This is a genomic window from Hydrogenophaga electricum, assembly GCF_030160815.1.
In the GTDB taxonomy this organism is placed as follows: domain Bacteria; phylum Pseudomonadota; class Gammaproteobacteria; order Burkholderiales; family Burkholderiaceae_C; genus Hydrogenophaga; species Hydrogenophaga electricum.
This window is the reverse complement of record NZ_BSPB01000027.1, coordinates 21,826-47,296: the sequence shown is the minus strand read 5'-3', so window position 1 is coordinate 47,296 and position 25,471 is coordinate 21,826. Positions and strand designations below refer to the sequence as shown.

Below are 25,471 nucleotides of genomic sequence, written 5' to 3'. Positions count from 1 at the left end.
GCATCGCACTGGACAAGACCTTCGTGAAGGTCGTGAGCTGGTACGACAACGAGTGGGGTTACTCGAACAAGTGCCTGGAGATGGTGCGGGTCGTCGCGAAGTAAGGCACACCCCCCTGCGCCGCTGACGCGGCTTCCCCCCTCTGTGGCGCGGCTGCGCCGCTTCGAGGGGGGACGGCACCTGTGGCCCGGCTAAGCCGGTTCCACGGTGCCTGCGGCGCTTGAAGGCATTTCGCGTCGACCATTTCCGGGCTGAGCGGCCCGCCGCAAACCCAGATGCTCCGGCGCGCTGTGTCCCCTGCGCCGGGCGTCGAGGGTCCGGCTTCGCCGGCCCCAGACGCCGTCCCCCCTCGAAGCGGCGCAGCCGCGCCACAGAGGGGGGAAGCCGCGTCAGCGGCGCAGGGGGGTGTTCCCCCTACTCACAGGATTGCAGCAGTTTGCCGGCCATCGCGGACCCCAGGGCGGCGATGGCCGCGCGCTGTTCGGCCGTGCTCTGGGGCAGGCGCAGCACGAACTGGGCGCTTTCGGGGCGTTCCTGCGCGACGCGGGCGGTGCGCACGCCCTTGCGCTGGACATCCGCCAGGCCTTGTTCGGCCGAGGCTTCGGCGCTGTAGGTGCCCAGTGCCAGCCCCGGCGCGAGGCCGGCGGTGGACACTTCGCGGAAGTCCACCTTGAGCTCGCGCAGCTCGGCCTTCTTGCGTTGCATCTGGTCGTCGTTGAGCCGGCCCATGTAGACGATCCAGCGACCGCCGGCGCGAACCTCGGCCAGATCCCAGGCGCCGGTGAGCGTGGCGTTGTGCTCCAGCGCTTCGCGCAGCGTGCCGGCCTGTTCGGGGGTGAACCCCTGGGCGCGCATGCACACCGTGGGCTCGGGCGGCAGCGCACCGGCGTTCGGCGATGCCATGGCGGCGTCGTTGGTGGCCGCCGTTGCAGGCAGGTTGGGCGGAGGACCATTGAGCAGCTCCACCGCTTCGGGCCGGACCTGCTGCTGCAGCCGCTCGGGCTCGCTCTGCACCACCGGCGCGAGCCCCAGGGGGCCGAGCCAGCCCTGGGTCCAGGCGAAATAGAGCGCATTGGCCAGCAGCAGCACGAGGGCGGTCATTCTCAGCATGGGCGCACACTCACTTCTGCGCTGGTGATGGCCCGCATGCCAGCGGCGGTCTGAATCAGCAGGGCGCCTTGCTCGTCCACGCCGCGGGCCGTGCCCTCGGTGCCGTCGGACAGGCGCACCGGCCGCCCGGCCAGCGCGTCGCGGCGGGCAAAGCCCGGTGCGAAGGCGCCGAACCCCTCTTCGGCGAAGCGCAGCACGTCGCGCACCAGGGCCGGGGCCACGCGCGCCAGGGCCTCGCCGGCGGTGACCCCCATCCAGACTTCGGCCAGACCGGCTGGCGGCATCGCGGCCGGGGCGCCGGGCGTGGCCGCGGCCATGGCCGACACCACCTGGGTGTCGGGGCGGGCCAGGTTGATGCCGGCCCCGATCACGACACCGCGTGGCATGCTGGCCCCGCCGCCATGGCCGAGGCTGGCGGTCTCGACCAGGATGCCGCCGAGCTTGCGGCCGTCGAGCCAGAGATCGTTGGGCCATTTCAGCCGCACATCGGGATGCAGGCTCTCGGCCAGGCTCACGCCCACGGCCAGTGACAGCCCCGACCATTCCCGGGGCGTCAGCGGCAGGGCCAGTGAAAAGGTCAGCGACTGGCCGGGCCGGCTGTGCCAGCTGCGGCCCACGCGACCGCGGCCGGCCGTCTGTGTTTCGGCCACCAGCAGCACCGGGTCGAGCGCACCCGCGCGGGCCCGGCGCATGAGTTCGGTGTTGGTGGAGTCGATGCTGGGCAGCACTTCCACCGTGAAGCCCGGAAGCAGGGGCTCGACGGCCTGCCATATCGCTTCGCTGTGGGCCAGCAGATCGGTGTTCATGCGCGGCGGGGAATGACGCAGGCGCGCGCACCGGTCCGCGCGCCAGGGCCTGGATGCCCGCCTTCGCGGGCATGACGGGCATGGGGCTGTTGGCGACCCGTGCAGCGGTGGAGCGTAGGGGCCAACGGGCCAGCCGCCGGGCCGCCCCAAAGCAGGCCCAGCCCCCTCGGGGGGCAGCGACCCGCGCAACGGTGGAGCGTGGGGGGCACCGGGCCAGCCGCCGGGCCGCCCCAAGGCAGGCCCAGCCCCCTCGGGGGGCAGCGACCCGCGCAGCGGTGGAGCGTGGGGGCCTTTTTCATCCCAGTTTGGTCGCCCGTCCGCCCCGCTTGGGGGCCAGCAGCGTGCCGCGGCACTGGGCGGCGCCGCACCAGCAGGGGTATTGCGCCTTGAGCTTGGGGGTGTAGGGCTCGTCGATCACCAGGCCGTAGTCGTAGAACAGCTCTTCGCCGGCGCGGATGTTGCGGCGCGCCCGGATGAACACCCGGCCGCCGTCCACTTCGGCTTCGCAGTTCGGGTCGCAGCTGTGGTTGATCCAGCGCGACGAGTTGCCACCGAACTTGGCATCGATGACGTGGTCTTCGTCGATGTGGAAATAGAAGGTGTGGTTTGGGTCGCTCGGGTCGTGCGGGTGGCGGCGCAAAGCCTCGGTCCAGGAAATGATCTCGCCCGTGTATTCGATCAGGGTCTCGCCCTTGGCCAGGTCGACCACGGCGTAGACCCCCTTGCCATGGACGCCCGAACGCCGGGTCTGGATGCGCCGGCTCGGTGGGGTGGCGGGCGCTGTGGGGCGTGTGGCGGGGCTCGAAGGGGGGCTTTTTTTCACAACCGGAAATTTTGGTAAGGTTGTTTATGCAGGTGCGCGCGTGTGCGTGCGCCTGCCCACACGTGCGCGTGTACACGCGCGTGAACCTCAAATTGTAGAGACGAAACAGACGGTTCTATGAAAACCGAAGGCAGCAAGACTCTGGTGATCGCCGAGAAGCCCTCCGTGGCGCAGGACATCGTGCGTGCGCTCACGCCGGTGGCGGGCAAGTTCGACAAGCACGACGACCACTTCGAGAGCGACCAGTACGTGGTGACCTCGGCCGTGGGCCACCTGGTGGAGATCGCCGCGCCCGAGCAGTTCGACGTCAAGCGCGGCAAGTGGAGCTTTGCCCACCTGCCGGTGCTGCCGCCCTTCTTCGACCTCAAGCCCATCGACAAGACCAAGTCGCGCCTGAACGCGGTGGTCAAGCTGGCGCGGCGCAAGGACGTGGCCCGCCTCATCAACGCCTGTGACGCGGGGCGCGAGGGGGAGCTGATCTTCCGCCTGATCGAGCAGTACGCCGGCGGCGCCAAGGGCGGCCTGGGCAAGCCGGTGCAGCGGCTGTGGCTGCAGTCGATGACCCCACAGGCGATCCGCGAAGGCTTCGACAAGCTGCGCAGCGACGAGCAGATGCGCGGCCTGGCCGACGCGGCGCGCAGCCGCTCCGAGGCCGACTGGCTGGTGGGCATCAACGGCACGCGCGCCATGACGGCCTTCAATTCGCGCGACGGTGGTTTCTTCCTGACCACCGTGGGCCGGGTGCAGACGCCCACGCTGTCCATCGTGGTCGAGCGCGAGGAGCAGATCCGCGCGCACAAGGCGCGCGACTACTGGGAGATCCACGCCAGTTTCCTGGCCGAGGCCGGCGAGTACCCGGGCAAGTGGTTCGACCCGGCGTTCAAGAAACCCACCGGCGACGATGCTGACGCCGATCAGCGCGCCGACCGCCTGTGGGACCAGCGAGAGGCCCTGGCCATCGTCGAGGCCGTGCGCGGCAAGGCCGCCAGCGTCACCGAGGAGAGCAAGCCCACCACGCAGGCCTGCGGCCTGCTGTACGACCTGACCAGCCTGCAGCGTGAGGCCAACGGCCGTTTCGGCTTCTCCGCCAAGACCACGCTGCAACTGGCGCAGAGCCTGTACGAACGCCACAAGGCGCTGACCTACCCCCGGACCGACTCGCGCGCCCTGCCCGAGGACTACCTGGGCACGGTGAAGCAGACCTTCGAGATGCTGGCCGACAGCGGCATGAAGCACCTGGCGCCGCACGCGCTGACGGCGCTCAACGGCAACTACATCAAGCCGACCAAACGCATCTTCGACAACAGCAAGGTGTCGGACCACTTTGCCATCATCCCCACGCTGCAGGCACCCAGCGGCCTCTCGGAAGCCGAACAGAAGCTCTACGACCTGGTGGTGCGCCGCTTCATCGCGGTGTTTTTCCCCAGCGCCGAGTTCCTGGTGACCACGCGGATTTCCAAAGTCTTGAACCATCACTTCAAGACCGAAGGCAAGGTGCTGGTCAAGCCGGGCTGGATGGCGGTGTACGGCAAGGAAGCCGCGGAAGATGTCGAGGGTGCCAAGGACGGCGACAAGGGCCAGAACCTGGTGCCGGTGCGCGAGGGCGAGACGGTGCGCACCGAGTCCGTCGAGGCCAAGGGCCTGAAGACCCGCCCGCCCGCCCGCTATTCGGAAGCCACGCTGCTGGGTGCCATGGAAGGCGCGGGCAAGTTCGTCGAAGACGACGAACTGCGCGAAGCCATGCAGGAAAAAGGCCTGGGCACGCCAGCCACGCGCGCGGCCATCATCGAAGGCCTGCTGACCGAAAAATACATGCTGCGCGAAGGGCGCGAGCTGATTCCCACGGCCAAGGCCTTCCAGCTCATGACCCTGCTGCGCGGCCTGGAGGTCGAAGAGCTGTCCAAGCCCGAGCTGACCGGCGAGTGGGAATACAAGCTGGCGCAGATGGAGCAGGGCAAGCTCTCGCGCGAAGCCTTCATGACGCAGATCGCGGCCATGACAGAGCGCCTGGTCAAGAAGGCCAAGGAATACGACCGCGACACGGTGCCGGGCAACTACGCCACGCTGACCGCGCCCTGCCCCAACTGCGGCGGCATCGTCAAGGAGAACTACCGCCGCTACACCTGTACCGGCGCCGACGGCCACAGCGAGGGCTGCGGCTTTTCGTTCACCAAGTCGCCGGCCGGCCGCACCTTTGAAGTGGCCGAGGCCGAGGCGTTCGTGCGCGACAAGCACATCGGCCCGCTCGAAGGCTTCCGTTCCAAGGCCGGTTGGCCCTTCGTGGCCGAGATGACGCTCGCCTACAGCGACGAAGACAAGAACTGGAAGCTGGAATTCGACTTCGGCGACGACCGGAACGACGACGAAACCGGCGAGCTGGTGGACTTCGCCGGCCAGTCGGGCCTGGGGGCCTGCCCGGTCTGCGGCGCGCCGGTTTACGAGCATGGCGCCAACTACGTCTGCAGCAAGGCCGTGCCCACCGTTCAGCAAGCCACGCCGAGCTGCACCTTCAAGAGCGGCAAGGTCATCCTGCAGCAGCCGGTGAGCCCAGAGCAGATGGGCAAGTTGCTGGCCACCGGCAAGACCGACCTGCTCGACAAATTCGTGTCCATGCGCACGCGCCGCAGCTTCAAGGCCTTCCTGGCCTGGGACAAGGAAGCGGGCAAGGTCAATTTCGAGTTCGAGCCGCGCGAGAGCAAGTACCCGCCCCGCAAGACGGCCGGTGGCGCTGCGCGCCCGGCCGCCAAGGCCGCGCCGGCGAAGAAGGCGGTCGCCGCCAAGAAGGCCGCCGCACCGAAGGCACCCCGCAAGACCACCGCCGCCACCGGCAAGCGGCCCAGTGCCGCCCTGGCCGCCGTGATCGGCAGCGAACCCGTGTCGCGCCCCGAGGTGGTCAAGAAGCTGTGGGACTACATCAAGGCCCAGGGCCTGCAGGACGCGAAGGACAAGCGCAGGATCAACGCCGACGACAAGCTGCGTCCCGTGTTCGGCAAGGACCAGGTGACCATGTTCGAGATCGCCGGCCTGGTGGGCCAGCACCTGTCCGACTGATTTTCCTCACCGTTCACACTCATCCAGGAGACAACCACCATGAGCCTGAAGCTCTTCTTCGCCCCCGGGGCGTGTTCCTTCGTGCCCCACGCCATGCTCGAACTGGCGGGTGCCGAGTTCGAACCCACCATGGTCAAGCTGCACAAGGGTGAGCAGCGCAGTGCCGAATACCTGGCGCTGAACCCGCGCGGCCAGGTGCCGGTGCTGGTGGACGACGGCGAAGTGATCACCCAGATCGTCGCCATCCTGCTGCACCTGGACGCGAAGTTTCCGCAGGCGGGCATCCTGCCGGCTTCGGGCCTGGCGCGCACGCGCGCGCTGTCCACGCTGGCCTGGATGAACAACACCGTGCACCCGACCTTCACGCACGTGTTCATGCCGCAGAAGTTCACCGACGACGACGAGGCGCAGAAGGCCATTCGCGCCCACGCAGCGGCCACTTACCGTGGCCTGCTGGGTGAGATCGAGGCCCTGGCCGCCCAGGCCTCGCCCTGGATCACGGGCGACAAGCCGTCGGCGCTGGACGCCTATGTGCTGACCCTGCTGCGCTGGGGCGGCTACGCCGGCATCAACCCGGAAGACTTCCCGGCCAGCTGGGCACTGGTCCAGCGCCTGGCCGCCTTGCCACCGGTGGCGCGCGCCATCGAGCGCGAGCGGCTGCAACTGAACGTGTACAGCCAGTGAACACCCCCCTGCGCGCCTGACGGCGCTTCCCCCCTCGAAGCGCCGTCAGGCGCGCAGGGGGGAGTCCCTCACAGATCTTCGTGGAAGCTGCTGGTGCCCTGTTTCCAGTAGGCGGAAATGCGGGTGTGGGTGCGGGGCACGGCGTGGTGGTTCAGCACGACCTCACGGGCGCGCGCCATCAGGCCGGCTTCGCCGGCACACCACACAAAACCTTCCCCTTCGGGTCGCTTCAGGTGGTGCAGGGCCCGGACAAAGGCTTCGGGGTCGCTCACCCATTGCACCTGCTGGCCGGGTTGCAGCGCCAGTGGTCGCTGGTCCTGTTCCGGGACCAGGATCAGGGCCCGCACCGGTGAGCCGGCGGGCAGCTCCTCCAGGCGGCGCGCGATGGCGGGCAGCGCGGTCGCGTCGCCGGTGAGCCAGTGCCAGTCCAGGTCGGTGGACACGATCTGGGAGCCGCGTGGGCCGGCAATGGTGGCCGCATCACCTTCGCGGGCCTGGCGGGCCCATTCGGCGGCCAGGCCACCGTCGTGCAACGCGAACTCCAGCGTCAGGCGGCCGTGCACGGGGTCGTGCCGGCGCGGCGTGTAGTCCCGGCGCTGTTCCTGGCCTTGGGCGTCGGTGAAGAAGAACTTGAGGTGGTCGTCGAACGACATCGACACCAGGCCCCCCAACGTGGGGCCGGTGAAGGTGATGGCGCGGAAACCGGGGCTGGGGGTGTCGATGCGTTCGATCCGCAGGTCCCGGCGCACGATGTCGTGGCGCACGCGCTGGACCGGAGAAGAGGGGGTAACAGGATGGGGATTCATGGCAATTGGTTGATAATGTCAATCAGATCATCGATCAAATAATTGATAAAGTCAACCACCATGAAACCTGCCCACGAAGAACCGGTGCTGGACGCCGTGCACGAGCTGATGCATCTGGCGCGTTCCCGCATGCGCCAGCTCATGGTCGGCGCGGGCCACACCCTGGGGCCGATGGAGGGGCGGGCGCTGGCGTTCTTTGTTCGGCAACCGGGCAGCACGCTCAGCGACCTGGTGGCGCACGCGGGACGGGACAAGGGGCAGCTCGCCCGGCTGGTGGGCAGCCTGCGCGATCTTGGGCTGCTGGAGAGCCGCCCGGACGAGGCGGACCGGCGGGTCTCCCGGCTGTACCCCACGGCTGCGGCGCTGGACATCCACCAGCGCGTCGGCGCAATCCGGCGTCAGGTGGCGCAGCAGGCGGTCGCGCCGCTGAGTGCCGCAGAGCGCGTGCAACTGGCCGATCTGCTGGAGCGGATGAACCGGCAACTGCGGCCCTGACGGCGCCCGGCAGCGGGCTCACTCGCCGGCGGGCCGGCGCGGGACGAAACGGATCGACACCCGCAGGCCGCGGCGCGCCGCGTCGGGGTGCGCATCTTCCATGGCGATCACGGCGTTGTGCTGCTGGGCGATCTCGTGCACGATCGCCAGCCCGAGGCCGGAGCCGTCGACGTTGGTGCCCAGCGCGCGGTAGAAAGGCTGCAGCACGAAGGCACGTTCGTTTTCGGGAATGCCCGGGCCATCGTCCTCGACCTGGAGCACCTGCACGCCGCTGAAGCGGTCGAGCAGCACGCGCACCGTCACCACGCCACCGGCGCCGCTGTAGTGGATGGCGTTGTCGACCACGTTGCGCGTCATTTCCTGCAGCAGGGTCGGGTTGCCGTCGATCAGCGCGCTCTCGGGAATGGCGTCCGGCCCTTCGTAGCCCAGGTCGATACCGTGTTCCAGCGCGCGGGGCACCGAGTCCTGCACCACCTCTGTCACCAGCCGGGCCAGGTCGATGCGGGCCGAGGGCAGCGCGCGGCCCGTGGTTTCGGCGCGGGCCAGCGCCAGCAACTGGTTGACCGTGTGGGTGGCGCGGGTGCTGGAGCGGGCGATCTGCTGCAGGGAACCGCGGATCTCCTTCGGGTCGGTCTCGCGCTGCGCCAGCTCGGCCTGCATGCGCAGGCCGGCCAGCGGCGTCTTGAGCTGGTGGGCCGCGTCGGCCAGAAATCGCCGCTGGGTCGTCAGCGACGCCTTCAGCCGCGCCAGCAGGTCGTTGATGGACGAGACCAGCGGGGCCACTTCCTGCGGAATGAAGGCCTCTTCGATCGGGCTGAGGTCGTCGGGCTTGCGGGCACGGATCTTCTGTTCGAGATCGTTGAGCGGGCGGATGCCGCGCACCAGCGCCATCCACACCAGCAGCACCGCCAGCGGCAGGATGACGAACTGCGGCACCATCACGCCCTTGATGATTTCGGTGGCGAGCGTGGAGCGTTTGCCCTTGGTTTCGGCCACCTGCATCAGCACCAGCCGGCCGGGCTCGGTGCCCCGTGCGAGCCAGGCGTAGGCCACGCGCACATCGTCGCCGCGCACCACGTCGTCGCGCAGCATCACGCGTCCGGGCACGGGCGACTCGTTGTCCGCCGGCAGCGGAAAGTCGCCTTCACCGCTGATCACGTCGCCGCGCGGGTCGAGCACCTGGTAATAGACGATGTCGCTGTCGTCGGCGCGTAGCAGGTCGCGCGCCTGCGGCGTGAGGTCGAAGTGCACGCGCCCGCTGTTGACCACCACGAACTGGGTCAGGGCCTGGAGGTTGAATTCGAGGGCGCGGTCAAACGGTTTGCTGGCAATGCCTTGCGCGACGAACCAGGTCAGCGCCAGCGACAGGGGCCACAGCAGCAGCAGAGGCGTGAGCATCCAGTCGAGGATCTCGCCGAAGAGGCTGCGCTGTTCGCGCTGGAAAAGACCGAAAGACATCGGGCCGAGACGCTCGCCCGATGCGCTCGAGGGCGGGGCGCTGCCTCCGCCCGGTTCAGCCGGGGATCTTTTCAAGGCAATAGCCGAGGCCGCGCACGGTGGCGATGCGGATCGGGCCTTTTTCGATCTTCTTGCGCAGGCGGTGGATGTAGACCTCGATGGCGTTGTTGCTCACCTCTTAGCCCCATTCGCACAGGCGTTCGACGAGCTGGTCCTTGCTGACGAGGCGGCCGGCGCGCTGCAGCAGCACTTCGAGCAGGCCGAGCTCGCGCGCCGAGAGTTCGACCATCTTGCCGTCGATGGTGGCCACCCGGCCGGCCTGGTCGTAGACCAGCGGGCCGTGCTTGATGGTGGAGCTGGCCCCGCCCATGCCGCGGCGCGTGAGGGCGCGCACGCGCGCTTCGAGTTCCTGCAGCGAAAACGGCTTGGCCATGTAGTCGTCGGCGCCCAGGTCCAGGCCCTTGACGCGCTCCTCGATGGCGTCGGCCGCCGTGAGGATGAGCACCGGCATGGTGGAGCCGCGCGAGCGCAGGCGCTTGAGCACCTCCAGACCGTGCAGGCGCGGCAGGCCCAGGTCGAGGATCAGCAGATCGAACTCGTTGTTGGTCATGAGGGCCGCATCGGCCTCGCTGCCACTGGCCACGTGATCGACGGCGGCACCGGCGGCGCGCAGACTGCGCAACAGCCCGTCCGCGAGCACCTGGTCGTCTTCGGCTATCAGGATGCGCATGCGCAGTCTCCTCCTTGCTGTGGCAATGGCTGCCGCGCCGGTCCTGGCGGGCCGCGGGCGTGCCTGTGCAGCCATTTTAGGCGGCGCCCAGGGGGGCCGCAGCGGCGGACAAACCCGTGGGTGGCGGCAAGCTTTCTCAGTAAATCACTCGGATTTGGCTTGACCCTCTGACGGCTCGGGGATTACGATGCAAGCGTTTTAATAAAGAAACATTGTTTTGTATATAAAACAACCGGAGGTCAACATGGTTGCCGTCGTCACCGAGTCCCCTTCCTACCAACCCCCCGCCGGCATGGACCTGGCGCAGTGGATGCAAAGCCGCGTGGCCACACGGGCCACGCGCCGCTACGACTGGGAGGCGCTGAAGTTCCAGGCCGACCTCGACCCCAAGTACCGGCGCGCCCAGATGCGCTACGTGGGCACCGGTGCCACCGGGGTGGCCAACGATGCCAACACGGTGCAGGCCGAGCATTTCACCTTCTCGACCATGATCCTGCCGGCCGGTGCTGAGGGGCCGCTGCACATCCACACCGATGTGGAAGAGGTCTTCTTCGTTCTGCGCGGCCGCGTGAAGCTGATCGCCGAACTGAACGGCGAAACCTGGGAGATGGAAGCGGGCGAACGCGACCTGATCTCCTGGCCGGTGGGCGTGTACCGGGGGGTGGTCAACATCGGCGACGAAGAGGCGCTGATGTGTGTCATCGTGGGCAATCCCAAGCCGGTCACGCCGACCTACCCGCCTGACCATCCGCTGGCGAAGGTCAAGCGTTGAGCATTCCAATGCCGGTTTCACAGGACCTTCCGACATGAGCATCCAGGGTATCGACGAAATCACCTACGGCGCGCAGGATCTGGACACCTGCAGCCGCTTCTTTGCCGACTGGGGGCTGACCCTGGTGGACGAAGCGCCGCAGCGCCGGGTGTTTGAATGCCTCAACGGCTGCCGCGTGGTGGTGGCCCACAGCGACGCGGCCGACGTGCCGCCCGGCGTCGAGGCGGACCCGACGCTGCGCGAGGTGGTCTGGTCGGTGGGCACGACCGCCGAGCTGGACGCCCTGCGCACCCGGCTGCAGGACCAGCCCGGTTATGTCGACGACGGCGAGCGCATCGGCTGCACCGACCCCAACGGCCTGGCCGTGCGCGTGCAGGTCACACGCAAGCGCCCGGTGGCGCTGACCTCGGCCGTGACCAACACCTGGAGCGAGCGGCGCCGCATCAACCAGCGCGCGCCGGCCTACGACCGGGCCACGCCGGTGGAAGTGGGCCACGTGGTCTTCTTCGTGACCGACCTGGCGGCCACCGCCGGCTTCTACGAAGAGCGCCTGGGCTTTGTGATGTCCGACCGCTATCCCGGCCGTGGCGCTTTCATGCGCTGCGCGCCCGAAGGCGGCCACCACGACCTGTTCCTGCTGCAGCCGCCGGAACCGCGCAAGGGCTTGAACCACGTGGCCTTCACCGTGCGCGACCTGCACGAGGTCGTCGGCGGAGGGCTGCACATGTCGCGCCAGGGCTGGAAAACCGAACTCGGCCCGGGTCGCCACCCGATCTCGTCGGCCATGTTCTGGTACATCGAAAACCCGGCGGGCGCGCTGGTCGAGTACTACACCGACGAAGACGAGCTGACCGCCGAATGGGTGCCGCGCGAATTCACGCCCGGCCCCACCGTGTTCGCCGAATGGGCCATCAAGGGCGGCATCGACGGCCACACGCGCCGCCAGGTGAACGCCGAGGCGCCCAGTGGCCGCTTCATGACCGACAAGCCCAAGAGCTGATTCTTCCCGCCACCCGTTTCTGTTCCCCACGGAGAGACCCCATGCGCACCCCGGAGCTTTACAACGAAACGCACCAGACCCGCACCGCGCCGCCCACCTCCTACGAGAGTCTGCTGGGCGACTCGATCGAGCGCGCCTTCGCTCAGGGCATTCACGACCTGGCCGGCCTGGTGGCCTACCTGAACCAGGCCGGCCCCGCCGGCCCCAACGGCCAGCCCTGGACCGAAACCACCTACCAGCAGGAAATGGCCCGCCTGGGCGCCTGAGTCCGCCCGAACCCCACAGGAGTAAGCCGATGAACACCGCCGTCGTCAACGTCCAGCTCGATCCCGTCGATGCCGCCCTGGAGGTCGGGCTCAAAGACCTCTGGTACCCGGTCTGCCCGTCCAGCTTCGTGAAGGAAAGCCCGATCTCGCTGCGCCGCCTGGGCTACAAGATTGCGCTCTGGCGCGACCAGGCCGGCCAGGTCCACGCGCTGGAAGACCACTGCCCGCACCGGGGTGCCCCGCTGTCGCTGGGCGTGATCCTGGGCGACCGCATCGCCTGCCCGTACCACGGCGTCGAAGTGCGCCGCGACGGCACCGTGATGCGCGTGCCGGGCAGCCCGGGCTGCAAGCTCGAAGGTTCGCGCCCGACGCGCAGCTTCCACACGGCCGAGTCTAACGGCGCGATCTTTCTCTACAACGCCAGCAACCCGGCGCTGGACGAAGCGCCGCCGCTGCGCCTGCCCGAGCAACTGACCTCGCCCGAGTGGAGTTCGTTCCTGTGCTACACCGAGTGGGCCGGCGACTACCGCTACGTGATCGACAACGTCATGGACCCGATGCACGGCGCCTACCTGCACAAGCAGTCGCACACCATGAGCGAAGGCGACATGACGGCCGACTTCCAGATCCGCGACCTGCCCGAAGGCTTCATCTTCGAAAAGAAGGGCCAGCGCGATGTGAACTTCGACTGGACCGAGTGGATGGACACCGGCATCCACGTCATGCGGCTGGAAATTCCGTATCCGAAGACCGGCGGCCCTGGCGGCAACTTCACCATCATCGGCAGCTACACGCCCATCACCAACCGCGCGGCCGGCGTTTTCCACTGGCGCTGCCGCAAGGTGGACGGCTGGCAGCGCGACACCTGGCGCTTCCTCTACAAGAACCGCCTGGAAGAGCGCCACTGGAACGTGCTCGAACAGGACCGCCTGGCCGTGGAGAATATGGAGCCCGACGCCAACAAGCGCGAGCACCTGTACCAGCACGACATGGGCATCGTCCGGCTGCGCCGCCATCTGCGCAACCTGGCCACCAAGCAGCTGGACAAACAGGGTTGATCCTCACCTTTCAACGATTCCCTGATTCCTCCGATGAGCACCGCCACCACCTTGCAAGCCTGGGTCCACACACTGCGGCACGAAGCCGACGACATCATCAGCGTCGAGCTGCGACCGGTGGGGGGCGGCAGCTTCCCGGCTTTCGAGGCGGGGTCGCACATCGACCTGCACCTGCCCAACGGCCTGATCCGCAGCTACTCGCTGTTCAACGACAGCGGTGAATCCCACCGCTACGTGGTCGGCGTGCTCAAGGACAAGGCCAGCCGCGGCGGTTCGCGCTGCGTGCACGAGCAGTTGCGCGTGGGCACGCGCCTGACGATCAGCGCGCCGCGCAACAACTTTCCGCTGCACGAAGACGCGAGCCATTCGGTGCTCGTGGCCGGCGGCATCGGCATCACGCCCGTGCTGTGCATGGGCAAGCGCCTGAAGACCCTGGGCCGCAGCTTTGAATTCCTGTACTGCGCGCGCTCGCGGGCCAGCGCGGCCTTTGTGGCCGAGGTCGAGGCCCTGGGCGTGCCGGTGACCTGGCACTTCGACGACGAGCAGGGCGGCCCGCCCGACCTCCAGGCCCTGCTGGGCCGCCGCGCGCCCGCGGCCACCGAGCACTACTACGCCTGCGGCCCCACGGTCATGCTCGACAATTTCGAGAAGACCGCCGCCCGGCTGGGCCACACCCAGGCCCACATCGAGCGTTTCGCCGCCGTTGAGGTGGCCGCGTCGGCCGATGCGCGCCAGAGCTTCACGGTGGAGCTGCGTCGCAGCGGCCAGACCTTCGAGGTCACGCCCGACAAGACCCTGCACCAGTGCCTGATCGAGCTCAAGGCCGACGTGCCCTTCAGCTGCGAAGAAGGCATCTGCGGTTCCTGCGAGACGCGCGTGCTCGAAGGCGTGCCCGATCACCGCGACTCCGTGCTCACGGCCGCCGAACAGGCGCGCAACGAGGTGATGATGGTCTGCGTTTCGGGTTGCAAGAGCAGCCGGCTGGTGCTCGACGTCTGAGACCCGGCGCGGTGTCCACTGCCCGAAGGCATGCCCCCCGGCATGCCTTTTTTTTGGGGCACCGGCGGGGCATCCGTTTACGCCAGCGGCACGTGCCAGGCGTCGTAGCCGTAGACCCAGTCGGCGTTGCCCTGGGTCTTCATCCACTGGTTGCCGCGCGAGCCGATCTGGATCTGCGCGGTGCGTTCCTTGCGCGCGTTTTCATAGGTCTGCAGCGCCCGCTCGGCCTCGGCGCGGGAGCCGGCGCCCGCCAGGGCCCGGCCCAGCACCACCGCGTCTTCGATGGCCATGCCCGCGCCCTGCGCCATGAAGGGCAGCATGGGGTGGCAGGCGTCGCCCAGCAGCGTCACGGTGCCCACCGACCAGCACGGCAGCGGCTCGCGCTCGTACAGCGCGCTCTTGAGCGTGCTGTCGCAGGCGTCGAGCAGCGCGCGGGCGTCGGGGTGGAAGTCTTGGTAGAAGCTGCGCAGCTCGTTCACGTCGCCTTCGCTGGTCCACGACTCCTCGGTCCAGCTCTCCTGCCCGGTGGTGGCGAAGATGAAGGTTTCCCGGCCCTGGTTGAGCGGGAAGGTGACGATCTGGCTCTGCGGGTTGGGCCCCCACCATTTCGTGAAGGCCTCGATCTCGGGCACGTGCTGGACGCGCTCGGTCGGCACCACCGACCGGAACGAGACCACGCCGGTGAAGCGCGGGGACTCTTCGCCGAACAGGGCGGTGCGCACGCGCGAGTGGATGCCGTCGGCGCCGATCACCACGTCGAAGCTGGGGCTCGTGCCATCCGCCAGCTGCAGGTGCACACCCTGGCCGTCCTGGGTCAACGCCCGGATGCGCTGACCGAAGCGGATGTGTTCGATGGGGAACCGTTCGGCCAGCGCCTCGATGATGTCGGCGCGGTGGATGGTGACCTGTGGTGCGCCGTACCGGGCTTCGGCGACGTTGCTCATGCCCAGGCGCGACGTCTCCTGGCCGGTGTCCCAGTCGCGGCTGATGCGGAAGGTGGGCTGGGCACCGCGTTCGCGGATGGCGGCGCCGGCCCCCAGGCCGTCGATGGCGCGAACCACGTTGGGCGTGAGGTTGATGTCGGCCCCCACGCGCGAGAAGCCCTGGGCCTGCTCGAAGACGGTGACGTGGTGCCCCTGCTGCCGCAGCGCGATGGCCGCTGCGAGGCCGCCCACACCGCCGCCGGCGATGCCAATATTCAGTGTGCTCATGGGATGGTTCCGCAACAATGAGAAGGAAGCTGCATTGTTGGTGCGCGACGCCCAGGCCTCAACCGCTCTGACGCTCGAATGGGGCACACATCGTCCAGACTTCAACCGCCTTTGACCCCCGATATGGATGTCCTCAGCGAAGTGTTGTCCATCTGCCGCGCCGAACGCGCGGTGACGGCGCGTTTTCAGCTCTCCGCTCCCTGGGGCCTGCGCTCCGAGGGCGTGGCCGGCAGCGCCGTGATCCGCATGGTGCGCGGTGCGCCCTGGTGGGTGGCGGTGGCCGGCCAGGCGCCGCAGCGGGTCGCGCCGGGCGATCTGGTGATGCTGCCGCTGGGGGCGCCGCATGTCATGGGTTCGGGCCCGGACGTGCCGGCCCTGCCGTTTGCCGCGCTGCTGGAGCGGCGCACGCCCGGTGCCCGCGATGAGGCGCCGCTGCAACTGCAGTACGGCGGCGGGGGCGAAAGCAGCGACATGTTCAGCGCGCTGCTGTGGTTTTCGGCCTACTGCCGCCACTCGGTGCTGCGCATCCTGCCGCCGCTGCTGCACGTGCCGGCCGATGCCCTGTCGGCGGGCATGGGGCTGGCCGACACCATGCAGGCGCTGGTGACGGAGACGCTGGACCAGCGGCCCGGCTGGCGCGTGTCGGCCAGCCGCATGGGCGAGCTGCTGCTGATCAACCTGCTGCGCGCCTTCCTGACCGCGCAGCGCGCGCCGACCGAGGCTGGTTGGTGGCGTGGCCTGGCCGACCCGGCGCTGGCACGGGCCATCGCGGCCATGCACCGCGAACCGGCGCGCGCCTGGACGGTGGCCGCCCTGGCCGCTGAGGCGGCGATGTCCCGCTCGCGCTTCAGCGACCGCTTTCGCGGCCTGGTGGGCACGACGCCCATGGCCTACCTGGCGGCGCACCGCATGGCGCTGGCGGCCGAACAGCTGGAGGCCGGGCTGCTGCCGCTGGCCAAGGTGGCGCAGGATGCCGGCTACGAATCCGACAAGGTGTTCGCGCGCGCCTTCCGGCGCTGGGCGGGTGTGTCACCGACCCTTTACGCGCGGCGCGAGGGCGCGCGGCGCACGGCCATGGGGCGTGTCGATGCGGCCGCGCCGGCGCCTCAGAACACGCCCGGGAACGATCCGCCGTCGAGCAGCAGGTTCTGACCGTTGATGTAGCCCGCGTGCGCGCTGCACAGGTAGGCGCAGGTGTGGCCCAGTTCGCCGGGGGCGCCGAAACGGTGGGCCGGGTGTTTGGCCAGGCGCGCGGCCTTGACCTCGTCCACGCTGCGGCCTTCGCGCTGTGCCTGCGCCGCGAAGTTGCCGGCCAGGCGCGCGGTGTCGAAGGTGCCGGGCAGCAGGTTGTTGATGGTCACGCCGCGGCCGACGGTGCTGCGCGCCAGGCCGGCGACGAAGCCGGTCAGGCCGCTGCGCGCGCCGATGGACAGGCCCAGGCCGTCCACGGGCGACTTCACCGCGCTGGAGGTGATGTTGACGATGCGGCCCCAGCCGCGCGCCATCATGCCGTCCACCGTGGCCTTGATGAGCTCGATCGGCGCGAGCATGTTGGCGTCGATGGCCTGGTGCCAGGTGGCCTGGTCCCAGCGCCGGAAATCGCCCGGCGGTGGCCCGCCCGCGTTGGTGACCACGATGTCGAAGTCGGGGTGCGCGGCGAAGATGCGTGCGCGGCCTTCGGGGGTCGTCACGTCGGCGGCCACGGTGTCGACCGGGCCGCTGCCGGCGATGCCCCGCAGCCGGTCAGCGGCCTGGAGCAGCGGACCTTCGGTGCGCGCCACGATGACGAGGTGCACGCCCTCGGCTGCCAGCGCCTCGGCGCAGGCGTAGCCCAGTCCGGCGCTCGCGCCGCAGACCAGCGCCTTTTTGCCTTTGATGCCCAGATCCATCTTGGTTTTCCTTGTTACCCGCACGAGCCGCTGCGCGCGGGTCATGCCATGCACAGGTCCACGTCCAGCCGGGCCCAGGCGTCGATCTCGACCCGGAGTTCGGGGAACACGAGGGCGCTCACCGCCACCAGCGTCGAGCAGGGGTAGTGGCCCTCGAAGAAGTCCTTGCGGGCGCGGCCGACCTCGTCCTTGTCGGCGATGTCGGTCACGTAGACCACGGTCTTGACGATGTTGTGCTTGTGGCCACCGGCGGCCTGCACCAGCGCTTCGAGCTTTTTCAGCACCACCAGCGTCTGTTCGTAGGCGCCCAGCGGCTGGCCCTGTTCGGCGGCCTGCCGGGTGGCCGGGTGGCCGGTCATGCCCGACATCACCACCTCGTGGCCGATGCGCCAGCCGTTGGTCCAGCTCGCGTGCGGCAGGTCGGGCACCTGCGGGCTCTCGATCTTCTCGGCCCGGGTGCTCATCACTGGCCTCCGGCGCGCACGCGCTCGATGATGCGTTCGCGCACCGGCACGAAGTCGTAGGTCGGGTAGACCTCGGTGCTGAACACGCCCCAGGCCGAACGCTCCAGCTCCAGGTTGACCCGGCCCAGCAGGTGGGGCGGGACCTCCAGCGTCACGATCTGGCCCAGGCCCATGGCCACCGTCCACGAGACCACGCGCGTGCCCTCGACCGGAAAGCGGTCCCACCATTCGCTGGCCTTGAGTTTGGACTGCACGTCGTCGAGCGTCAGGCCCGGGTGGTGCTTGAGCACGATGGTCAGCAGCACGTGGGGGTTGGGCGCATCGCTCATGCCGCTCATTCCATCTTGATGCCGCGCGCGGCGATGACCTTGGCCCAGCGGGCGGTTTCGTCCTGGATGTGGCGCGTGAAGGCGGTGGTGCGCAGGTCCCAGCGCACCAGGCCTTGGGTCTTCAGGCGCTCGGCCACGTCTGGCTGCGCCAGGATGTCCTGCGCATCGCGGGCGAGCTGTTCGGCCAGTTCGGCGGACATGCCCGCCGGCGCCAGCAGGCTGTACCAGGACGGGATCTCGACGCCAGGCACGCCCTGCTCGGTGAAGGTGGGAATGTCGGGCACCGAGGGCGAGCGCTTGGCATCGGTGACGCCCAGGGCCACCAGCTTGCCGCTTTGCAGGTGCGGCAGCACGGCGGGCAGGTTGCTGAACATCAGCGGAATGGTGCCGCCCAGCACGTCGTTGAGCGCGGGCGCGGTGCCCTTGTAGGCGACGTGCAGGATGTCCACGTTGGCCTGCGACTTGAACAGCTCGCCGGCCAGATGCAGGCCGCTGCCGATGCCGGGCGAGCCGTAGCTCAGGCTGTCGGGCTTGGCCTTGGCGGTCTTGATCAGGTCCGGCAGGGTCTTGAGCCCGGTGGCCGGGTTGGCGACCAGCACGTTGGGCGTGGTGGCCAGCATGGTGACGGCGGTGAAGTCCTTCTCGATGCTGAAGGGGAACTTGGGCATCAGCGTCGGGTTGATGGTCAGGTTGCCCGCGGGGATGACCAGCATGGTGTGACCGTCGGGCTTGGCGCGGCGGACCTTGTCCATGCCGATGTTGCCCGCGGCACCCGGCGCGTTGTCGACCACGCCCACCTGGCCGTACTTCTTGGCCAGGCCCTCGGCCAGCACACGCGCCAGCGTGTCGATCGGGCCACCGGGCGGGAACGGGGCGACCAGGGTGAACTTCTCGGACGACAAGGCCTTGTCGATCGCGGTCTGGGCGTGCAGCGGGGCGGTGGCGGCCAGCAGGGCGGCACAGGCCAGGGCGGAACGGGTCAGTTGGCGGCGGGAAAGCATGGTGGTGATGTCCTCAGGAGAAGGCCCAGGGGTTGGGCTGTTCGTTCAGGCCGAAATAGAAACTTTTCTGGCTGGTGTATTCCAGGATGCCGAGGCGGCCCTTTTCCTGGCCATAGCCGCTCATCTTCACGCCGCTGAACGGCGTGCTGATGGAGAAAACCTTGTAGGTGTTGACCCAGACGGTGCCGGTCTGCAGGGCCTTGCCGATGCGCCACGCGTTCTTGAAGTCGCGCGTCCAGATGCCCGAGGCCAGGCCGAACATATTGTTGTTGCACTGGGCGATCAGGTCGGCCTCGTTCTTCCAGGGCAGCAGGGCCAGCACCGGGCCGAAGATTTCTTCCTGGCACATGCGTGCGCTGTTGGGCAGGCCTTCGAAGATGGTGGGCAGGTAGTAGCTGCCGCCGTCGTAGTAGCCGCCGGTGGGGCGCTCGCCGCCACACAGCACGGTGCCGCCTTCGTCGCGGCCCATCTGCACGTACTTCTCGACCGAGGCGCGGTGGCCCAGGTTGACCAGCGGGCCCATCTGGGTGTCTTCGCGCGAAGGGTCGCCCACGCGCAGCTGGCGGGCGCCTTCGATCAGGCGGGCCTTGAACGCGTTGTAGACGCTCTCGTGCACGAAGGCGCGCGAGCCGGCGATGCACGATTCGCCCGAGGAACTGAAGATGCCGTAGAGCACGCCGGCCACGGCGTGGTCGAGGTCGGCGTCGGGCATCACGATGGTGGGCGACTTGCCGCCCAGCTCCAGCGAGGTCGGCATCAGTTTCTCGGCCGCCAGGCGCTGTATGCCCATGCCCACGGTGGTGCCGCCGGTGAAGGCGATGCGCTTGATCAGCGGGTGCTTGACCAGCGCGTCACCGACGATGGAGCCCTTGCCGGGCAGCACGCTCACGATGCCGTCGGGCACACCGGCCTGCTGGCAGATCTTGGCCAGTTCCAGCGCCATGCGCGGCGTGATCTCGGCCGGCTTGAACACCATGGCGCAGCCGGCGGCCAGGGCCGGTGCGAGCTTCTGCGCCTCGCTGGCGATGGGGCTGTTCCACGGCGTGATCGCGCCCACGACGCCCAGCGGCTCGTGGACGCTCATGCTCACGTAGTCGCCGCGCGAGGGCGTGATGGTGTCTTCCCAGGTTTCGGCGGCGGCGCCGAAGAACTGGAAGGTGCCGGCGGCGCTGGCCACCAGGGCGCGGCATTCCTTGATGGGTTTGCCGTTGTCCAGGCGCTGCAGCTGGGCCAGCTCTTCCGCGCGCTCGCGGATGCCGGTGGCGATGCGGTAGAGCATGCCGGCGCGCTCGTGGTGCTTCAGTTGGGCCCAGGCGGGTTGCTGGCGGGCTTTCTCGGCCGCTTGCACCGCCTCGTCGACGTCGGCCGCGTTGGCTGCGTTCAGACGCGCCACGGTGCTGCCGTCGTGCGGGTATTCGGTGGTGTATTCGGGGCCGGAAGCGTCGCGCCACTGGCCGGCGATGAAGCTGTGCAGTTTTTCGGTCATGGCCGGGGTCTCAGATGGTGACGGTGGCGGTGCGGTTGTGCAGGAAGCGCAGCGCCGACAACACGGTCAGGGCCGAGGTCTTGGGGTTGTCGGGCAGGGGCTTGCCGCGCATGGTGATGCGCATCTCGCCGAAGGCGCCCCGCACCTCGATCTCGTGGATGTTTTCGGTCACGGTCGGGTCGGCGATCAGGCGCACGCGCGTGGCGTCCAGTCCCAGGCCGGCCAGCGAGATGGTGGCCGCCACGTTGGCGTTTTTCGGGTACAGGCGGGCCGCTTCGCGGGCGGTGTCTTCCAGGATCACGGTCGGCTCGGTGAGTGAGCCCAGGTCGGCCAGCGCTTCGGCGGGCGTGCCGCGCCAGCCGCTGGGGGGCTTGCGGCCGGTGTAGGTCACGGCGTCCAGGCCCGCGATGCGGGCGGCGGCGATCGCGTCCACGCCGCCGATGGCGCCCGAAAGCAGGTGCACCTGCGTGCCGCCCTGGGCGGCGGCATCGGCCAACTGCTCAGGCAGGCCGGGTTCGGACAGCGCACCGATGGAGAGCACGGCGCACTCGGTGCCGCGCAGCAGCGCCGGCACCACGTGTTCGGTCAGGGCTTCGTGGCCCGCGCACTCGACCACCAGATCGGTGTCGTGCGGCACGGCCGAAACGATGGCGATATCGGCTTGCAGCGCTGCGGCGTTCGCCTGCGCAGCGGCCGCGTGGGCCTCGGGCACCACCACATGGGTGATGCGCAGGCCGGGCTGGCCGGCCGAGCGCTGGAGCAGCGTGCGGCCGATGGCGCCGAAGCCGATCAGGGTGACGTTCTGGGTCATGGGCGGTCTCCTGCCGGGAAGCCGGGGCGGGCGCGCTCGGCGGGCCGCCGGAACGCGGCGTGAGGGGCGGGGGGGCGCATCGGGTCAGTCCTTCTTCTTCGGCGGGCCAGCGAACTTGGCCGCGAACGGTCCCCAGGCGGCCATGTCCACCTCGACCACGACCGGGCCGCTGGCGGCCAGCGCTTCGGTCAGTACGGCCTTGCTGTGGGCCGGATCGGCCAGTGCCAGGTGCTTGACCTTCAGGCTCGCGCACAGTTGCGCGAAGTCGGGCGTGTGCAGTTCCACATAGGCGTGGCGGCTGCCGTAGATGTCGTCCTGGATGTTCTTGATGACGCCATAACGCTGGTCGTTCATCACGATGAAGACCACGTCGGCCTGCTCCTGCGCGGCGCAGGCGAGTTCACCCACGTTGAGCATGAAGCCGCCGTCGCCGCAGAGCGAAAGCGTCTTGCGGCCCAGGCCGTGTTCGGTGTTGGCGATGGCTGCGCCCACGCCCATGGCCAGGCCCTGGCCGATGCCGCCGCCCAGGGCGTGCACGCCGGCGCGCGGGTGGTCCAGCACCGGGGCGCGGTTGCCCCACATGCTGTTGGACAGCGTGATGTCGCGCACCCACCAGATGTGCTTGCCGGCGACTTCGGCCAGCGTGTTTTTGAGCTTGACGTAGGGGCCCAGCGTGCCGTCCACCAGCGTGGCCGATTCGGCGCGGGCGCTTTGCACGTCGCGCGTGAGCTGCGGGTCGATCTTCATGCGGCCTTCCAGGCGGTCGGCCAGCGCGTCCAGCGTGAGTTGGGCGTCACCGCTGAGGAAGAATTCGTTCGTGTAGCCGCGGCCGTCGGCCAGGGCGTTGGCGTCGATGCGGTAGCGCGTCGCGGGCAGCTTGAGGCGGTAGTTCAGCGTTTCGTTGCTGCGCAGGCGCGTGCCCACGGCCAGCATGGCGTCGACGGTTTCGTAGAACTGTTCGCTGGGCTTCTGCAGGTTGTACGAGCCCAGGGTCTGCGGGTGGTCTTCGGCCACGATGCCACGGCCCTGCACCGAGGTGACGATGGCAAAGCCCATCTTCACGAAGCGGTCCACGGCGGCCACCGCGCCGCGTGCGCCGCCGCCCAGCCACAGCAGGGGACGCTGGGCTTTCAGCAGGCGTTCGGCCAGCACGTCGACGGCGGCCAGGTCGGGCTGCACAGGCGGCACCGCCAGCGGCGCCAGGTCGGCCGGCAGGTCCATCTCCATCTTCTGCACGTCGATCGGGATCTCGATCGACACCGGGCCGCAGGGCGGTGTGAAGGCCAGGCGCACGGCCTCGCGCAGCGTGGCCAGGGCGGTCTCGGGGTTGCGGATGCGGAAGGCGTCCTTGCCGACCGACTTGAGCATGGCCAGCTGGGCCGGGTGCTCGTGGATGTAGCCCAGGTCGCGGTCCAGGAAGGGCGACTCGATCTGGCCCGTCAGGTGCAGCAGCGGCGTGCCGGCCGTGATGGCTTCGACCATGGCGCCGGCGGCGTTGCCGCAACCCGTGCCGGTGCTGGTCACGCACACGCCCAGCGTGCCGCTGACGCGGGCGTAGGCATCGGCCATGTTGCAGGCACCGGCCTCGCCGCGGGCGGAGACGAAACGCAGTTGCTGGCGCCGGTGGAAGGCGTCCAGGATCGGCATGTTGTGGATCGAGATCACCCCGAAGGCGGCTTGGACGCCGCAGGCTTCCAGGAAGCGGGCGACCAGTTCGCCGACAGTGATGCGGATGGGGGTTGGGCTCATGGTGTGGTGATGAATGAAAGGCGTGCCGCTGACCCGGGGGTCAGGCCGCTTTGCGGGCCGGCGGATTGGGTTGCCAGGCACCGCGGTTGGGCAGGTGGCTGATGCGGTCGGTCAGTTGCGCGGCGGCGCCTTTGACCTGCTCGATGAGCTGCGGCAGCTCGGTTTCGTTCACGTGCTGGGCGGGCACGGCGATGCTCACGGCCGCCGCCACTTCGCCGCGGTCGTTGAAGACCGGTGCGCCGATGGTGGAGATGCCGGTTTCGAAGCCGCCCTGGCTCACACCGTAGCCGTCCAGGCGGTGCAGGTCGATCAGGATCTTGAGCTGTTCCAGCGTGGTGGGCGTGCGCGTGGTGTAGGCCGGCAGCGGGCTTTCGGGGTAGAGGTGGCGCAGCGCGGCCAGGTCCAGATTGCCCAGCAGCAGGCGGCCGAGCACGGTGGCGTGGGCCGGCAGGCGCGCACCGACCTGGATGGAATGGAACATGGCGTTGTGGCCGGCGGCCTTGGCGATGAACACCACGTCGCGGCCGTCGCGCACCACCAGGTGGGCCGAATAGCCGCAGCGGTCGCGCAGCTCTTCGATCACGGGGCGCCCGTGTTCGGTCAGCTCCATCGAGGCCAGGTATTCGAAGCCCAGGCGCAGCACCGCCAGCCCGAGCTTGTAGCTGTTGCCGTCGCCCACCCGTTCGACAAAACCGCCCTGTTCCAGCGTGAACAGCATGCGGAACACCGACGCGCGCGGCAGGTCGAGCCGGCGCGAAAGCTCGGCACCGGTCAGTTCGCGGTCCTCGCGGCTGAACTGCATCAGCAGTTGCAGGCCACGCTGCAGCGCGGGCACGGTGTAGCGGTCGTCGGCGGAGGCGGTGTTCTTGTCGTTCATGGGGTTCCCTTGACTGGTGTTGGGCGGCGGGGCCGTCTCATCGCAAGCCGATGAGAGCGTTGACCTGCGCGGCCGCTTCCAGCGGACAGGCATGGCCGACGGGCCCCAGATCCTGCCAATCTTGCCCGACGCTGCGGGCCACCGCCTGGCACGCCGCCGGCGGCGTGATCGTGTCGGCATGGCCGCTGGCCACCCGCACCGGGCCGGGCAGCTGCACCAGGTCGGCCCCCAGGTCGGCCTGGTCGAGCAAACGCGTGGCCTGGGTGTAGCCGCCCACGTGCACACGCGCCATGGTGTCGCGCACGGCTTCCACCAGTTCAGGGGCGGCGCTGGCCGACAGCATGGCCGCACCGCGCTCGCGGGCCATGCCGACCGGGCCCAGGCGCGCCAGCATCGCGAGCCGGTTTTGCAGCTTCTGCTGGCGCTCGGCCAGCGGCGCCTGGCCGTAGCCGCGCGCCGGCGAGAGCAACACCAGGCGCTGCACGCGCGCAGCCTGCTGCAACGCGGCGCGCGCGGCCATGATGCAGCCCAGCGAATGCCCAACCAGCGTCACCGGGCCCTGCACGCCCAGGCTGTCCAGCCACTGCCACAACCGGGTCGCGTACGCACCGGCATCGGGCGCCTCGCCCTCCAGCGGCGTGCTCTCGCCATAACCCGGCGCGTCCCAGGCCAGCGCCCGCAGACCGGTGGCCTGCGCCGCAGCCTGCAACTGGAACGCCCAGCTGCCGGCGCCCGAACCGATCCCGTGCAGCAGCACGTGCGTCACCGCACCGGCGGTGCCGGACTCGCGGTAACCCACGCGCACCCCGCCGCCGAGATCAGCGAGGCGAGGCGGGTGCTGCAACAGGATGGAAGAGGGGCTCATGGACAAAGACGTTCAGGTGGCGAGAGGGGGTGGGTCCAGCAGGCGCCGCGGAACCGGCTCAGCCGGGCCGCTGGCGCCGTCCCCCCTCGAAGCGCCGAAGGCGCGCCACGGAGGGGGGAAGCCGCGTCAGCGGCGCAGGGGGGTGTTCACCGCTTGATCTTGGCCAGCGGCGAATCGGGCGGGTAGGTCGGGGTGATGGGCTTGGGCGAACCCAGCATCACGCACATCAGCGCGTCTTCGTCGCCGATGTTGTGCTCTTCGCGGTACACGCCCGGCGGCACCGAAATCAGGTCGCGCTCGCCGATCACGGCTTCCCATTTCTGCCCGTCCTTCTCGCAGACGACCTTCATCTGGCCGCGCATGACGAAGAAGATTTCTTCCACGTCGTAGTGGATGTGCGAGGGGCCGATGTTGCCGGCCGGGATCACCATGGTTGAGAAAGTGAAGTGCGCCGAGGGCACGGTGTTCATGTCCTTGGCCACGCCGGTGCCGCCGGTGCCCACGTAGCGCATCTGCGCGCGGCGGTACTTGGGGTCGTAGTCGGCCTGGAACTTCAGCGCGTCCCAGTCGTAGCGGCGGGTGGACTTGCGCGCCACGCGCGATTCCATCCACTCGGCAAAGCTCTGGCCGGGCTGCTGCATCATGCCGGCCTGGATCTCGGCCTCGGGCGGGATGCGGGCGTCCATCAGGCCGCGCTCGTTGAACTGCGGCTCGTTGGCCGCGAGGGTCTG

Annotated in this window: 25 protein-coding genes and 1 pseudogene; 9 read left to right on the top strand and 17 right to left on the bottom strand. The window is 69.1% G+C overall.

Annotation, left to right across the window (positions count from 1 at the left end; all coding sequences use genetic code 11):
* Positions 1–414: 414 nt before the first annotated feature.
* From QQK43_RS15205 to QQK43_RS15195, 3 genes are all read right to left on the bottom strand, one after another.
* The gene (locus QQK43_RS15205; RefSeq protein WP_284308403.1) at positions 415–1,101 is read right to left on the bottom strand and encodes an SPOR domain-containing protein; all 687 of its coding nucleotides are present in this window, start codon (positions 1,099–1,101) and stop codon (positions 415–417) included.
* Between the two features lie 2 nt (positions 1,102–1,103).
* A complete protein-coding gene (locus tag QQK43_RS15200; RefSeq protein ID WP_284308402.1) occupies positions 1,104–1,916 on the bottom strand; it encodes a biotin--[acetyl-CoA-carboxylase] ligase in 813 nt (270 codons plus the stop codon).
* Between the two features lie 295 nt (positions 1,917–2,211).
* Entirely contained in the window at positions 2,212–2,739 is a 528-nt protein-coding gene (locus QQK43_RS15195; RefSeq protein ID WP_284308400.1) for an SET domain-containing protein, read from the bottom strand.
* A 117-nt stretch (positions 2,740–2,856) separates the two neighbouring features.
* Between QQK43_RS15195 and QQK43_RS15190 the strand changes: the two genes are divergently transcribed.
* Positions 2,857–5,790: a DNA topoisomerase III gene (locus QQK43_RS15190; protein ID WP_234264259.1), complete on the top strand. Its 2,934-nt coding sequence runs from the start codon at positions 2,857–2,859 to the stop codon at positions 5,788–5,790.
* Positions 5,791–5,829: 39 nt separating this feature from the next.
* A complete protein-coding gene (locus QQK43_RS15185) occupies positions 5,830–6,474 on the top strand; it encodes a glutathione S-transferase family protein (protein WP_234264258.1) in 645 nt (214 codons plus the stop codon).
* A 68-nt stretch (positions 6,475–6,542) separates the two neighbouring features.
* Here the strand turns inward: QQK43_RS15185 and QQK43_RS15180 are convergent, their stop codons facing one another.
* Positions 6,543–7,280: a siderophore-interacting protein gene (locus tag QQK43_RS15180; protein ID WP_284308397.1), complete on the bottom strand. Its 738-nt coding sequence runs from the start codon at positions 7,278–7,280 to the stop codon at positions 6,543–6,545.
* Between the two features lie 60 nt (positions 7,281–7,340).
* Between QQK43_RS15180 and QQK43_RS15175 the strand changes: the two genes are divergently transcribed.
* Entirely contained in the window at positions 7,341–7,775 is a 435-nt protein-coding gene (locus QQK43_RS15175; RefSeq protein ID WP_234264256.1) for a MarR family winged helix-turn-helix transcriptional regulator, read from the top strand.
* Between the two features lie 18 nt (positions 7,776–7,793).
* Here the strand turns inward: QQK43_RS15175 and QQK43_RS15170 are convergent, their stop codons facing one another.
* A complete protein-coding gene (locus QQK43_RS15170; protein WP_284308396.1) occupies positions 7,794–9,233 on the bottom strand; it encodes a sensor histidine kinase in 1,440 nt (479 codons plus the stop codon).
* Positions 9,234–9,288: 55 nt separating this feature from the next.
* Positions 9,289–9,963 (bottom strand): annotated as a pseudogene (locus QQK43_RS15165) (response regulator).
* A gap of 292 nt (positions 9,964–10,255) precedes the next feature.
* Here QQK43_RS15165 and QQK43_RS15160 point away from each other — a divergent pair.
* Genes QQK43_RS15160 through QQK43_RS15140 form a run of 5 tightly spaced genes read left to right on the top strand, consistent with a single transcriptional unit; the run spans position 10,256 to position 14,058 of the window.
* Positions 10,256–10,735 (top strand): cupin domain-containing protein, encoded by a 480-nt coding sequence (locus tag QQK43_RS15160; protein WP_284308406.1) that lies wholly within the window; start codon positions 10,256–10,258, stop codon positions 10,733–10,735.
* A 34-nt stretch (positions 10,736–10,769) separates the two neighbouring features.
* Positions 10,770–11,735 carry a VOC family protein gene (locus tag QQK43_RS15155; protein ID WP_284308395.1) on the top strand — a complete coding sequence of 322 codons (966 nt, stop codon included), beginning with the start codon at positions 10,770–10,772 and terminating at the stop codon, positions 11,733–11,735.
* Between the two features lie 41 nt (positions 11,736–11,776).
* On the top strand, positions 11,777–12,001 hold the full coding sequence (locus QQK43_RS15150) for a recombinase-like helix-turn-helix domain-containing protein (RefSeq protein WP_234264252.1): 225 nt from the start codon (positions 11,777–11,779) through the stop codon (positions 11,999–12,001).
* 29 nt (positions 12,002–12,030) lie between these two features.
* On the top strand, positions 12,031–13,059 hold the full coding sequence (locus tag QQK43_RS15145; RefSeq protein ID WP_234264251.1) for a Rieske 2Fe-2S domain-containing protein: 1,029 nt from the start codon (positions 12,031–12,033) through the stop codon (positions 13,057–13,059).
* Between the two features lie 33 nt (positions 13,060–13,092).
* A complete protein-coding gene (locus tag QQK43_RS15140; RefSeq protein ID WP_284308393.1) occupies positions 13,093–14,058 on the top strand; it encodes a PDR/VanB family oxidoreductase in 966 nt (321 codons plus the stop codon).
* A gap of 77 nt (positions 14,059–14,135) precedes the next feature.
* On the opposite strand, the gene QQK43_RS15135 is transcribed toward QQK43_RS15140, so the two are convergent.
* Positions 14,136–15,269 (bottom strand): FAD-dependent monooxygenase, encoded by a 1,134-nt coding sequence (locus QQK43_RS15135; RefSeq protein WP_284308392.1) that lies wholly within the window; start codon positions 15,267–15,269, stop codon positions 14,136–14,138.
* A 123-nt stretch (positions 15,270–15,392) separates the two neighbouring features.
* Between QQK43_RS15135 and QQK43_RS15130 the strand changes: the two genes are divergently transcribed.
* Positions 15,393–16,421 carry an AraC family transcriptional regulator gene (locus QQK43_RS15130; protein WP_284308391.1) on the top strand — a complete coding sequence of 343 codons (1,029 nt, stop codon included), beginning with the start codon at positions 15,393–15,395 and terminating at the stop codon, positions 16,419–16,421.
* On the opposite strand, the gene QQK43_RS15125 is transcribed toward QQK43_RS15130, so the two are convergent.
* The 10 genes from QQK43_RS15125 to QQK43_RS15080 form a co-directional block, all read right to left on the bottom strand.
* Positions 16,376–17,158 (bottom strand): SDR family oxidoreductase, encoded by a 783-nt coding sequence (locus tag QQK43_RS15125; protein WP_284308390.1) that lies wholly within the window; start codon positions 17,156–17,158, stop codon positions 16,376–16,378. The two genes, QQK43_RS15130 and QQK43_RS15125, sit on opposite strands and share 46 nt — an antisense overlap.
* 41 nt (positions 17,159–17,199) lie before the next feature.
* Positions 17,200–17,622: a RidA family protein gene (locus QQK43_RS15120; protein ID WP_284308389.1), complete on the bottom strand. Its 423-nt coding sequence runs from the start codon at positions 17,620–17,622 to the stop codon at positions 17,200–17,202.
* Positions 17,622–17,951, bottom strand: coding sequence for a hypothetical protein (locus QQK43_RS15115; protein WP_234264245.1), 330 nt, complete (start codon positions 17,949–17,951; stop codon positions 17,622–17,624). The genes QQK43_RS15120 and QQK43_RS15115 overlap by 1 nt, the downstream gene beginning before the upstream one ends.
* A gap of 5 nt (positions 17,952–17,956) precedes the next feature.
* The gene (locus tag QQK43_RS15110; RefSeq protein WP_284308388.1) at positions 17,957–18,952 is read right to left on the bottom strand and encodes a Bug family tripartite tricarboxylate transporter substrate binding protein; all 996 of its coding nucleotides are present in this window, start codon (positions 18,950–18,952) and stop codon (positions 17,957–17,959) included.
* Between the two features lie 13 nt (positions 18,953–18,965).
* On the bottom strand, positions 18,966–20,438 hold the full coding sequence (locus QQK43_RS15105) for an aldehyde dehydrogenase (RefSeq protein WP_284308387.1): 1,473 nt from the start codon (positions 20,436–20,438) through the stop codon (positions 18,966–18,968).
* A gap of 10 nt (positions 20,439–20,448) precedes the next feature.
* Positions 20,449–21,249 (bottom strand): aspartate dehydrogenase, encoded by an 801-nt coding sequence (locus QQK43_RS15100; RefSeq protein WP_284308386.1) that lies wholly within the window; start codon positions 21,247–21,249, stop codon positions 20,449–20,451.
* 84 nt (positions 21,250–21,333) lie between these two features.
* Positions 21,334–22,998 carry a thiamine pyrophosphate-binding protein gene (locus QQK43_RS15095; RefSeq protein ID WP_234264241.1) on the bottom strand — a complete coding sequence of 555 codons (1,665 nt, stop codon included), beginning with the start codon at positions 22,996–22,998 and terminating at the stop codon, positions 21,334–21,336.
* 40 nt (positions 22,999–23,038) lie between these two features.
* Positions 23,039–23,875, bottom strand: a complete 837-nt coding sequence (locus tag QQK43_RS15090) for an IclR family transcriptional regulator (RefSeq protein ID WP_284308385.1) — start codon at positions 23,873–23,875, stop codon at positions 23,039–23,041.
* Positions 23,876–23,912: 37 nt separating this feature from the next.
* Positions 23,913–24,740, bottom strand: a complete 828-nt coding sequence (locus QQK43_RS15085) for an alpha/beta fold hydrolase (protein ID WP_284308384.1) — start codon at positions 24,738–24,740, stop codon at positions 23,913–23,915.
* A gap of 146 nt (positions 24,741–24,886) precedes the next feature.
* Positions 24,887–25,384, bottom strand: a complete 498-nt coding sequence (locus QQK43_RS15080) for a cupin domain-containing protein (protein ID WP_234264320.1) — start codon at positions 25,382–25,384, stop codon at positions 24,887–24,889.
* Positions 25,385–25,471: the final 87 nt, after the last annotated feature.